General features: G+C 70.0%; 9 protein-coding genes. 4 read left to right on the plus strand and 5 right to left on the minus strand.

Annotated features, from left to right (window positions below; all coding sequences use genetic code 11):
* Positions 1-159: 159 nt before the first annotated feature.
* The 3 genes from J5T34_RS19590 to J5T34_RS19600 are packed head-to-tail and all read left to right on the plus strand — an operon-like array spanning position 160 to position 3,607.
* Positions 160-843 carry a heavy metal response regulator transcription factor gene (locus J5T34_RS19590; RefSeq protein ID WP_208582094.1) on the plus strand — a complete coding sequence of 228 codons (684 nt, stop codon included), beginning with the start codon at positions 160-162 and terminating at the stop codon, positions 841-843.
* On the plus strand, positions 840-2,258 hold the full coding sequence (locus tag J5T34_RS19595; protein ID WP_208582096.1) for a heavy metal sensor histidine kinase: 1,419 nt from the start codon (positions 840-842) through the stop codon (positions 2,256-2,258). Before J5T34_RS19590 ends, J5T34_RS19595 begins: the two co-directional genes overlap by 4 nt.
* Positions 2,259-2,296: 38 nt before the next feature.
* Positions 2,297-3,607, plus strand: coding sequence for an alpha/beta hydrolase (locus J5T34_RS19600; RefSeq protein ID WP_244259087.1), 1,311 nt, complete (start codon positions 2,297-2,299; stop codon positions 3,605-3,607).
* A 13-nt stretch (positions 3,608-3,620) separates the two neighbouring features.
* Here J5T34_RS19600 and J5T34_RS19605 read toward each other — a convergent pair whose 3' ends face one another.
* Both J5T34_RS19605 and J5T34_RS19610 read right to left on the minus strand, forming a co-directional pair.
* Complete coding sequence (locus J5T34_RS19605) at positions 3,621-3,989, minus strand: 5-carboxymethyl-2-hydroxymuconate Delta-isomerase (RefSeq protein ID WP_208582098.1); 369 nt, start codon at positions 3,987-3,989, stop codon at positions 3,621-3,623.
* An 85-nt stretch (positions 3,990-4,074) separates the two neighbouring features.
* On the minus strand, positions 4,075-5,187 hold the full coding sequence (locus J5T34_RS19610) for a malate/lactate/ureidoglycolate dehydrogenase (protein WP_208582100.1): 1,113 nt from the start codon (positions 5,185-5,187) through the stop codon (positions 4,075-4,077).
* Between the two features lie 290 nt (positions 5,188-5,477).
* Between J5T34_RS19610 and J5T34_RS19615 the strand changes: the two genes are divergently transcribed.
* Entirely contained in the window at positions 5,478-7,196 is a 1,719-nt protein-coding gene (locus J5T34_RS19615) for a thiamine pyrophosphate-binding protein (protein ID WP_432207687.1), read from the plus strand.
* On the opposite strand, the gene J5T34_RS19620 is transcribed toward J5T34_RS19615, so the two are convergent.
* The 3 genes from J5T34_RS19620 to J5T34_RS19630 all read right to left on the minus strand — a co-directional run bounded on the left by J5T34_RS19620 (position 7,186) and on the right by J5T34_RS19630 (position 10,754).
* Positions 7,186-8,226 (minus strand): hypothetical protein, encoded by a 1,041-nt coding sequence (locus J5T34_RS19620; RefSeq protein ID WP_208582104.1) that lies wholly within the window; start codon positions 8,224-8,226, stop codon positions 7,186-7,188. The genes J5T34_RS19615 and J5T34_RS19620 overlap by 11 nt on opposite strands.
* A gap of 193 nt (positions 8,227-8,419) precedes the next feature.
* Entirely contained in the window at positions 8,420-9,274 is an 855-nt protein-coding gene (locus J5T34_RS19625) for an IclR family transcriptional regulator (RefSeq protein ID WP_208582121.1), read from the minus strand.
* 34 nt (positions 9,275-9,308) lie between these two features.
* The gene (locus J5T34_RS19630; RefSeq protein ID WP_244259089.1) at positions 9,309-10,754 is read right to left on the minus strand and encodes a class I adenylate-forming enzyme family protein; all 1,446 of its coding nucleotides are present in this window, start codon (positions 10,752-10,754) and stop codon (positions 9,309-9,311) included.
* Between the last annotated feature and the right edge of the window lie 117 nt (positions 10,755-10,871).

Raw genomic sequence — 10,871 nt, forward strand, 5'->3', positions numbered from 1 at the left:
ATCGCCGGCAGCATGCCGTTCGGGCCGGGCCGGCGTGCTGGCGGCAAGCTGACAACGTTGACAGGTTCGGCCGGCGGCTTTCACCTATAGTTGCCGGAAATGGCGGGGCCGGCCGTTGCGGGCGCCGCGAAACATTCCCGGACACGGAGGGCCGGACCCATGAAACTGTTGTTGGTAGAGGACGAGGTCAAGACCGTCGACTATCTGCGCCGTGGACTGTCGGAGAACGGCTATGTGGTCGACACGGCGACCAACGGTGTCGACGGCCTGCACATGGCGTGCACCGAGCCCTACGATGCGATCGTGCTCGACGTGATGCTGCCCGATCTGGACGGCGTGTCGATGCTCAAATCGCTGCGGCGCGAGCAGCAGACGCCGGTCATCATGCTGACCGCGCGTGACGATCTCGACGACCGGCTCAACGCCTTCGATGCCGGCGCCGATGATTACCTGGCCAAGCCGTTTTCCTTCCTGGAGCTGCTGGCCCGGCTCAATGTGCTGACCCGCCGCGGCCGCCAGAGCGAGCCGTCGCAGCTGACGGTCGGCGACCTGCGCATCGATCTGCTGTCGCGGCGCGCGATGCGCGGCACCCGGCGGCTGGACCTGAGCGCGCGCGAATTCACGCTGCTGTCGGTGCTGGCACGGCGTCAGTCGCAGATCGTCTCGAAGACCGCGATCACCGAGCTGGTCTGGGACATCAGCTTCGACTGCAATACCAATGTGGTGGAGGTCGCGATCAAGCGCCTGCGCGCCAAGCTCGACTGGCCCGGCGAGCCCAAGCTGCTGCATACCATCCGCGGCATGGGCTATGTGCTCGAGTGCCGCGCCGAGGAAGTCGCGTGAGCCGCCGCCGCTCGATCGCCACGCGGCTGGCCGCGATGTTCGCCCTCGCGGCGGCGCTGGTGTTCTCGGTCACCGGCTTCGTGATGTACTACGTCCAATGCGTCGAACTCGAGAAGCGCCAGGTCGAGGAGCTGGAGGCGCGCTTCCAGCTGATCGGCCCGAAGGCGGCCCACTACGGCACGCAGCCGCAATGGGAGCGCTTCGGCGCGGTGCTGACCGGCATGACGCCGGAGGACGACAGCCTGCGCTACTTCGTCGACACGCCGGACACGCGCTTCCGCTTCGGCAAGCCGTTTCCGCCCGACGCGGTGACGACGCAGCGTGCGCCCGATGTCTGGACGGTGCAGTTCGACGACCGCAGCTTCCTGATGCTCAAGCGCATCATCCCCGCACTGGACGACCGCCCCGCGCTGGCGCTGGTGGTCGCAGTCGATCAGGCGCCGTTCTACCAGACCAGCCGCGTGCTGGGCGTCGCCCTGATCGTCTGCTCGGCGCTGGGCGTGCTGGCCGTGGCGGTGCTTGGCTGGCGCATCGCCAAGGTGGGGCTGGCGCCGATCGAGGCGCTGTCGCGCCATGCCGGCGAGCTCAATCCGCGCAAGCTGGAGCGGCTGCCCGATACCGATCTGCCGGCCGAACTGTGCGGCCTGGTGCTGGCCTTCAACGGCGCGCTCGACAAGCTCGAACGCGCCTACGTGCAGCTGTCCGCGTTCAATGCCGATGTCGCGCACGAGTTGCGCACGCCGCTGGGCAACGTGATCGGCCAGACCCAGGTGGCGCTGTCGCGCCCGCGCAGCGTGCGCGAGCTGGAGGACATCCTGCAGTCGAACCTGGAGGACCTGGAACGGCTCGGCCGCATCGTCGTCGACATGCTGTTTCTCGCGCAATCGGACCGCGGCGCGCTGGCGCGCGATCTGGTCGAGGTATCGGTGGCCAATGAAGTCCGCCGCAGCGCGGACTTTCTCGACATGCTGTTCGAGGATGCCGGCGCGACGCTGGAGGTCGTCGGCGACGCGCGTGCCCGCGTCAACGCCTCGCTGCTGCAGCGGGCCATCACCAACCTGCTCGGCAATGCGCTGCAGCATGGCCTGCACGGACGGCCGGTCGCGGTCGAGATCGGCGACGAGGGCGGCCTGGTAACGATCGCGGTACGCAACGAGGCGGAGCCGCTGTCGACCGCGCAGATGGACCGGCTGTTCGACCGCTTCTACCGCGTCGACAGCGCGCGCGCCGACAGCCGGCAGAACCACGGGCTCGGGCTGGCGATCGTCAAGGCCATCGCCACCATGCATGGCGGTGCGGTATTCGCGCGCCAGTCGCGCGGCGTGGTCTGCATCGGCCTGACGCTGCCGGCGCTGCCGCCGCAGGCGCCGGCGTCTGATAGCCTGCCGCCATTGACGCAGGCGGCCACGGCATGATCGGCGGCAGCAAACCGCGCACGCCGCACGGCGTGCGCATGGCAAACCGTGTCCGCCGCCTCGGCGCCGCGGCGCTGATCGCCACCGCGGCCGGGCTTTGCATGCTGTTCGCCGCGGCCTGCAGCACCACCGCGCAGGACGACATCGCGGGCCGCACGCCTGCGATGGCGCCGACCTTCGCCGCCCATCGCGCGCAGGCGCTCGCGGCGCTCGAAGGTCGCCGCCGCTATGTCTCTGCGGACATGCATGCCGAAACCGAGTGGAACCTGCCGCGCGAATGGCGCCCGACCGGCACGCCGCAGGGCGGCGCGCTGCTGGTGCACGGGCTCGGCGACTCGCCGTGGTCCTTCGTCGATATCGCGCCGCGGCTGGCCGAACGCGGCCTGCTCGTGCGCACGGTGTTGCTGCCGGGGCATGGCACCGCGCCGTCGGACCTGATGGGCGTGCGGCTGGAGGACTGGCAGCGCGTGCTGCGCGAGCAGGTCACGGCGTTGCGGAACAGCGTCGGGGAGGGGCCGCTGTATCTCGGCGGTTTCTCCACCGGTGCCAATCTGGTGCTGGACTACGCGCACGCACATCCCGAGATCGCCGGGCTGCTGCTGGTGTCGCCGGCGCTGCGCTCCGGCAGCCGCTGGGAGTGGGTGACACCCTGGCTCGCGCCGGTGGTGCCGTGGCTGCTGTCCACCGGCGACGACCGGCCGCAGCAGACGCCGGTGCGTTATCTGAACACGCCGACCAACGGCTTCGCGCAGTACTACCGCAGCAATGTAGCGGCGCGCGCGGCGCTCGATGCGCGCCCCTACGACAAGCCGGCGCTGCTGATCGTCGCCGAGCACGACTCGGTGGTCGACGCGCATTACGTGCGGCAGGTGTTCGGCACGCGCTTCACGCACCCGGCCAGCCGGCTGATCTGGTATGGCGCGGAGGCGGGCGAGGCAGGCATGGACGGCAGCATCGGCGCGGGCAACGAAGCAGGCAACGAAGCAGGCAACGAAGCAGGCAACGAAGCAAGCGCCGGCCGCGTGCTGGTGCGGCCGGACCGCCTGCCGGCCGAGCGCATCAGCCAGTTTTCGCACATGGGGGTGCTGTTTTCCGACGCGAACCCGCTCTATGGCCGGCAGGGATCGCTGCGGTTGTGCCTGAACGGGCAGGAGCCGGCCGAGTACCAGCGCTGCGTCGATGGCGGCGAGGTCTGGTTTTCCGACTGGGGTTATCGAGAGCCGGGCAAGGTGCACGCGCGGCTGACCTACAACCCGTATTTCGCCTGGCAGACCGGCGTGATGCTGTCGGTGCTGGGGCTGGACGGGAACGCCGCGCCCGCGCCAGTTTCCACGACGGCATCGCAATAGCGCGGCGCGCCCTTCAGCCGCCGATCACCTGCTTCGCATAGCTGGCGCGCTCCATCTCCCGCACCTCGACGCTGACCTGCACCGGCGTATTGTTGGCGCCGGAGCGGACCGCTTCGGCGATCACCTCGCAGACCGCCTGGCCCAGCGCCTGCCGCGTCGCCACGTCGCGGCCATCGAGAATCGACAGCCGGCCATGGACGAAGGCGCGTTCGACCGGCTCCGTGCCCTGGCGGTAGGTCTGCAGCGTGATGCAACGCGACTTGATATCGGGCTCCTGGAACTGGCCCGATGCCAGCAGCGCGGCGTTGGCCTGGTCCAGCAATTCCTCGGGCGAGCAGTTCAGGCGTGCGTTTTCGGTGATTTCGATGACGAGATGGGGCATGGAAGACTCCGTCGGGTAGCGAGCAGCAAGTATCAAGTAGCGAGAAAGGACAGCGGAAATACGGCGGGGAAAAAGCGAGAAGACCTCAGTGCCGGCACAGCCGTGACAGCGGCCCCGGCGACCGCCCGGTGGCCGCCGCCACGCGCGCTGCCGCATCGTCGAGCTCGGCGAGCGTGCCGGCGTCGATCGGGATGGCCTCGGCGCGCCGGCGCCGCGCCTCGCGTTCGGGCTCGCCCGGCAGCAGGATCGCATCGCAACCGGGCTGCCGGCGCGACGCGCGCACCCAGTCGACGAAGGCCTGCACCTCGTGGCCGAACGCGGTGCTGTCGGCCAGCCGGGCCGGATCGAACACGATCGCCAGCATATTGTTCCAGACCGCGTGCCGGTGGGTCAGCGTCTCGGGGCGGATGGTGTGGCCGCCGGTCACCGCGGCACCGAGCAGCTCGCACATCATCGCCAGCACGTAGCCCTTGTGCTCGCCGAAGCCGAGCAGCGCGCCGCGCGTCTGACCGTCGGCAGGGTACATCACGCCGGCATCGGTGGTGGGGCGGCCCTCGGCATCGACCAGGCAACCGGGCGGCACCGGCACGCCCTTGTTATGCGCGACGCGGACCTTGCCCAGCGCGATCGCGCTGGTGGCGAAGTCCAGCACCAGCGGCGGCGCGTCGGCGACCGGCACGCCGATGGTGAACGGGTTGGTGCCATAGCGCGCCTCGTAGCCCCCATGCGGCGCGACGATCGGCTTGGACAGCACGTTGACGAAGTGGATCGAAATCATGCCGGCCGCGCAGGCCTGCTCGGCCCAATGGCCGACCCGGCCGAGATGGTGCGCATGACGCAGGCCCATCACGCAGACGCCATGCTCGCGCGCGCGCTCGATCGCCATCGCCATGGCCTGCTCGGTCACCGCCTGCCCCATGCCGCGGTTGCCGTCCAGGCTCAGCAGGCTGCCGGCCTGCTGCACCACGCTGACCTGGCGGTTCAGCTGCAGCTCGCCGGCCTGCCACGACAGCACGTACTTGGGGATCATGCCGACGCCATGGGAGTCGTGCCCGCTCAGGTTGGCGCCGACCAGATGGTCGGCGGTCAGCCGCGCCTCGCGCGCGTCGGAGCCGGCGGCGAGCCACAGCTCGGTGACCCATCGGTGCAGGGCTTCGGTCGGCAGCAGGGCTTCGGTCGGCAGCAGGGGTTCGGTCATTGCCTCGTTCATCGTCTCGCTCTCATCGTTCTTGTTCGTTGCCGCGCGCGTTGTTGTAGTAGCCGCCGACGCTGGCCTGCCGCCGGGGCAGGGCACGGCGCGGGGCAATCATGATAAGCGCCGTGCCGTCGCATGGCCAACGCCCGCGCGGGCAAGCGCAGCGGCGGCCCGAAATTTTGGCGCGATAATCGGTCCTGCCTTGTCGCGCGATTGGCGTTCGCCTGCAGAATGGGACGCTGTACGACCGCCGTCCCGCTTCCGATTTCGACTCCGATTCGATGAGCCAGCCGATGACCATGCCTGCCGCCTCTACCGCCCCTACCGCCAACCTTCCCGAATCTGCCGCCGGCACGCCCGCACCCGCGCCGCGCAGCGGCGGCCGCATCCTGGTCGATGCGCTGCGCATCCACGGCGTCGAGCGCGTGTTCTGCGTGCCGGGCGAGAGCTTCCTCGACGTGCTCGACGCCCTGCACGATCAGCCCGCCATCGACCTGGTGGTCTGCAAGCACGAAGGCGCGGCGGCCAATATGGCCGAGGCCGACGGCAAGCTGACGGGACGTCCCGGCATCTGCTTTGTCACGCGCGGACCCGGCGCCACGCATGCGAGCGTGGGCGTGCATATCGCCGCGCAGGACTCGACGCCGATGATCCTGTTCGTCGGGCAGATTGCCCGCGAGCACCGGGGCAGGGAAGCGTTCCAGGAGGTCGACTACGCGGCGATGTTCGGCGGCATGGCCAAATGGGCGGCCGAGATCGACGACCCCGCACGGATCCCGGAACTGGTGGCGCGCGCCTTCCAGGTCGCGACCTCGGGCCGGCCCGGACCGGTGGTGCTGGCGCTGCCCGAGGACGTGCTCGACGGCGATGCGGTCTGCCGCGACACCGGCGCGTATCGGCCCGTGGCGGCCTCGCCTTCGGCCGCGGATGGCGTCAAGCTGGCCGAGCTGCTGTCCGCCTCGCAGCGCCCGCTGGTGATCGCCGGCGGCGCCAACTGGCACGACGAGGATGCGGCCGCGTTCGCCCGCTTCGTGCATGCCTGGGATCTGCCTGTGGCCTGTGCCTTCCGCCGCCAGGACGTGCTCGACAACCGCGACCCGCACTACGTCGGCCATCTGAGCCTGGGTGTCAATCCGCGCCTGGCCGAGCGCGTGCGCGGCGCCGATCTGATCGTCGCCTTCGGCACGCGGCTCGGCGATGTCGCGACCGACGGCTATACGCTGCTCGAGCCGCCGCGGCCGCGCCAGCGTCTGGTGCATATCCATGCGGATGCCGCGGAACTGGGCCGCGTGTATCAGCCGGAACTGGCGATTCACGCCGGCATCGGTCCGGGCGCCGCGATGCTGGCCGGCCTGGCGGCACCGGCCACGGTCCGCTGGCGGGAGTGGACTGCCGCAGCCCGCGCCGATCACGAGAGCTTCGTCGCGCCGGCGGCGCCGCATGCGCAGGCGAGCGGCGTCGACATGACCGCGGTGGTCGACCATCTGAACCGGACGCTGCCGGACGATGCGATCGTCACCAACGGCGCCGGCAACTATGCCGTCTGGCTGCATCGCTACTTCGCCTATCGCCGCCCGCGCACGCAACTGGCGCCGACCTGCGGCGCGATGGGCTATGGGCTGCCGGCAGCGATCTCGGCCAAGCTGCGCCACCCGGAGCGCACGGTGGTCTGTTTCGCCGGCGATGGCTGCTTTCAGATGTATCCGCAGGAGCTGACCACCGCCGCGGCAGTGGGCGCCAATGTGGTGGTGCTGGTCGTCAACAACGGCATGTATGGCACGATCCGCATGCATCAGGAGCGGCGTTATCCGGGCCGTGTCAGCGGCACCGGTATCGTCAATCCGGATTTCGTTGCGCTGGCGCAGGCCTGTGGGGCCTGGGCCGAGCGGTTGACCAGCGCGGCCGGGTTCGCCGACGCATTCGCCCGGGCCTGTGCCGCGGGCAAGCCGGCGCTGCTGGAACTGTGCACCGATCCGCGGCAGATCACGCCGGCGATGCGGCTCAGCGAATAGAAGGGGACGGATCTGCCGGGCCGGTGGCAGTGGTGATGGACCTTGCCGACGCGGCAACGATCAGGCGCTTGATCTCGCGGTCGCGCAGCTCCAGCGTGCAGAACTCGTCGGCAACGAGCAGCCAGTCGTCGCGCAAGGACGCACCGATGCGCCGGACCACGCCGACGGGCAGCTTGAACTCTCGGAACGGCGAATGCCGCGCGCTCTCGCCGCGCCACCAGTGCTGTTTCCACACTTCGGTCAGGCGCACGGCGAGGTCGGCCAGCTTGTCGTCCTCGGCATCGGCGGCGTTGCAGATGGCCTGCATCACGTCGCGCACCTGCGGGTACGCCGACGATTCGTTGCCCGCGCGGCTGCGACGCAGGTATGTGACCACGGCGGCCATCTGTGCCAGTACGACGGCGGCGACGACGTCCAGGCATTCGGGCGGGTCGTTGCGTGCGACCGAGAGGACCACGTCGCGCCACTTCTCCTTGCTTTCGAAGAGCTTGCAGCGGCTGGCCTTGCCGATGCGGTCGGCGAGGGACCGCAACCTTTCGCGGTACAGCTCGGGCGGCATCGACGGGGCAATCGGCGGAGGCGGATTGGCAACGGCAATGCCGGAATTGCCGGGCATGGCTGGTTCCCCCTGCGGCGGCGCAGCGGCGGCGCCAGCCACACCGGCACGCTGGCGCAGCCGCCCGATGGCGTTCGATACGGCGCGGAGCTGGCCGCGATGCGGCCGAGCGCATCGGTTGGTGTCGCCTGGCACTACGCAGCGGAGCAGCGTTACCACGACGCGGCGAAACCAGCCCAACTCGCGCCAGGTGCGTTCCAGCCGAATATCGACGGGGTGGCCCGCATTGGCGTTGCGGGCTTCCTCGACGACCAGCCTGACGCCGCGACCGCCGACGAAGAAGGCGGCGCGCCGATTGACGATCGGCCGCAGCGTGGATTCGTCGCTGCCTGTTGCCAGGGCTTCGAAGAAGTCGTGCGGCGTCGCAAAGCGCGCGGGAAGGGAAGTGCGGGCGCAGAAGGGCAGAGCAGGCATGCGAGGACCGATCCGGGAGATGCCGCACGGACGCGCGGGCAGTGGAATTGCCGCTCCGATGGGCCGCGCCCCCAGGCGGGCCGATCGGTTCGCGGAACACCGGAATCATGGCGGCATGCTGGCCGCTTGCTTGCGAATTTGTCGCCGCCAGTGTCGCAAACGGTAGCCCGCTGGCGACGTGCCGGCTCGCCCGTCAGCGCCGCGGCGTGCCGGCCGCCGCTGCGCCGCTGCCGAGTTCGCGCTCGATGCGCGCCACGCATTCGATCAGCACCGGCCGCACCACGTCGAGCAGATGGCGGGGCGGGACGACCGCATTGGGGCCGCTGCAGCTCAACGTCATGGGCGGCAGCGCGGGGCCCGGATGAAAGGCGGCAGCGATCGAGTTGATGTCCGGCAGCCATTCGCCGAACGAGCTGGTGCAGCCGATCCGGCGGACTTCGTCGCGGCTGCGCGCCAGTACCGCCTGCGCGTCGGCCTCGCCAAGCCCGTCGTCGGCGCGGAAGGCGGCCAGCGCCTGGCGCGCATCGGCGGCCGGCAGGGCCTGCAGATAGGCGCGGCCCGCGGCGGTGGTCAGGCCCGAGATGCGCGTGCCGACCGCCACGCGCAGAGTCAGATAGCTTTCGGCCTGGCAGTTCTCGAAGATCAGCATGCGGCCGCGATCGCGCAGGATCAGCGAGGCCACGCCTTGCGACAGATCGGCCAGCCGTTGCATGTGCGGCCGCACCACTGCCAGCACATCGGCGCCTTCGCGTGCGGCAGGCGCCAGTGCCAGCGCGGAGCTGCCGAGACGATATTTGCCGACGTCGGGCTCCAGCCGCAGATAGCCCAGTTCGGTCAGCGTATGGGTCAGCCGCGACACGGTGGACTTGGGCAGCCCGCAGCGCTGCGCCAGTTCGGCGTTGCCCAGCCGCGCATCGAAACCGCGGAAGCAGGCCAGCACGTCGAGGCCGCGCGCCAGCGCAGTGACGAAGTGCCGGTCCTCCTTGTGGCGCGGGGCCTGGTCTTCCGTGCGGTCGCCTTCGACCCGCTCGGCGGGCTCGCGCAGCATCGCTTCGGCCTGGTCCTCGGTCGTCATGGCGAGATCAGAATTCGCCGGCGGCCAGCATCTCGCGCAGCCGGGCCTTCAGGATCTTGCCCGACGGCGCGGCCGGCAATTGCGCGACCACCTTGATCTCGGCCGGGATCTTGTACGGCGACAGGCGTTCGCGCAGGAAGGCCTTCAGCGCGGCCGGATCGAGCGTCATGCCGGCCCGGACCTCGACGAAGGCGATCACCTCCTCGTTGCCTTCGATCGCGCGGCCGACCACGGCCGACTGCACCACCGCCGGATAGGCGTTGATCGACTGTTCGACTTCCTCGGGATACACGTTGAAGCCCGAGTGGATGATGATTTCCTTCGAGCGGCCGACGATCGAGATGGCGCCGTCGCCGTCGATCTTCGCCAGGTCGCCGGTATGCAGCCAGCCGTCGGCATCGATTGCCTGCGCGGTCAGATCGGGGCGCTTGTAGTAGCCCTTCATCACGTTGGGGCCGCGCACCAGCAGCTCGCCGCTGCCGTCCGGCAGCGGATTGCCGAGCCGCACCTCGACGCCCGGCACCGCCTGGCCTACCGAGCAGTCGCTGCGCGGCGCATCGACGCGGGTCTGGCTGACCGTCGGCGAGGTTTCGGTCATGCCGTAACCGTTGTGCAGCGTGATACCGAAGGTCTGCTCGAAGGCCGCCTTCAGCGTCGCGGTCAGCGGCGCGCCGCCCGACTGCGCCATGCGCAGGGCCGGCGCGCGCAGCGGCGTCGGCTGGCTGCGGCCCCATTCGATCAGTTTGGCGTACATCGCCGGCACGCCGTGCAGCACCGACAGGTTCTCCTCGACCAGCGCGCGCGCCAGCCGTTCGGGCCGGAAGCGCGGCTCGTAGTAGACCGTGGCGCCGTTGGACAGCGGGCCGACCAGCAGCACCGACAGGCCGTAGACATGCGAGATCGGGAGGACGCCATAGACGCGATCGCCCGGCTGCACGCGCGCCTGTACGCGATTGCTGTGGCCGATGAACATCAGGTTCGAATGCGTCAGCATCACGCCCTTGGAAGCGCCGGTGGTGCCGGTGGTGTAGATCACCGCCGCCACCTGTTCGCGCGCGTCCGCCTGCACCGGTTCGGGCACCGCCTCGGCATTGAGCTTGCCGATCAGCAGCCGCCCGACATGCGGCCATTCGGCCCATTGCGCGCCGCGCGCCAGGCCGTGCTCGCGCGCCTCGGGGTAGGCGTTGTCCAGATACAGCGCCAGGCGGGCGCCGGCGTGCTCGATGATGTTGTCGATCTCGCGCGCCGACAGCCGCGCGTTGACCGGGATCGCCCAGGCGTCGAGCGAGCTCAGGGCCAGGATCAGCACCGCGCAGCCGACGCTGTTCTCGGTCACCAGCACCACGCGATCGCCGCCGCGGACGCCGGCCTTGGCCAAGGCGGCCGCGGCGGCGATCGCGTGGTGCTGGTGACCGAGAACAGCGTCGGCTGCGCGGCTGTCTCTTATACACATCTGACGCTGCCGACGCTGTTCTCGGTCACCAGCACCACGCGATCGCGTCTATGGCGTCCTCCCGATCTCGCATGTCTACGGCCTGTCGGTGCTGCTGGTCGGCCCGCTGTCCAACGG

It is taken from the genome of Cupriavidus gilardii (genome assembly GCF_017598945.1).
GTDB classification, from domain to species: domain Bacteria; phylum Pseudomonadota; class Gammaproteobacteria; order Burkholderiales; family Burkholderiaceae; genus Cupriavidus; species Cupriavidus gilardii_E.

Bases quoted from the DNA above. Each gene is read 5' to 3' on its own strand.
- J5T34_RS19630 (WP_244259089.1), bottom strand. From the start codon at position 10,754: ATGTGTATAAGAGACAGCCGCGCAGCCGACGCTGTTCTCGGTCACCAG.
- J5T34_RS19615 (WP_432207687.1), top strand. From the start codon at position 5,478: ATGACCATGCCTGCCGCCTCTACCGCCCCTACCGCCAACCTTCCCGAA.
- J5T34_RS19625 (WP_208582121.1), bottom strand. From the start codon at position 9,274: ATGCTGCGCGAGCCCGCCGAGCGGGTCGAAGGCGACCGCACGGAAGAC.
- J5T34_RS19605 (WP_208582098.1), bottom strand. From the start codon at position 3,989: ATGCCCCATCTCGTCATCGAAATCACCGAAAACGCACGCCTGAACTGC.
- J5T34_RS19610 (WP_208582100.1), bottom strand. From the start codon at position 5,187: ATGACCGAACCCCTGCTGCCGACCGAAGCCCTGCTGCCGACCGAAGCC.
- J5T34_RS19590 (WP_208582094.1), top strand. From the start codon at position 160: ATGAAACTGTTGTTGGTAGAGGACGAGGTCAAGACCGTCGACTATCTG.
- J5T34_RS19600 (WP_244259087.1), top strand. From the start codon at position 2,297: ATGGCAAACCGTGTCCGCCGCCTCGGCGCCGCGGCGCTGATCGCCACC.
- J5T34_RS19620 (WP_208582104.1), bottom strand. From the start codon at position 8,226: ATGCCTGCTCTGCCCTTCTGCGCCCGCACTTCCCTTCCCGCGCGCTTT.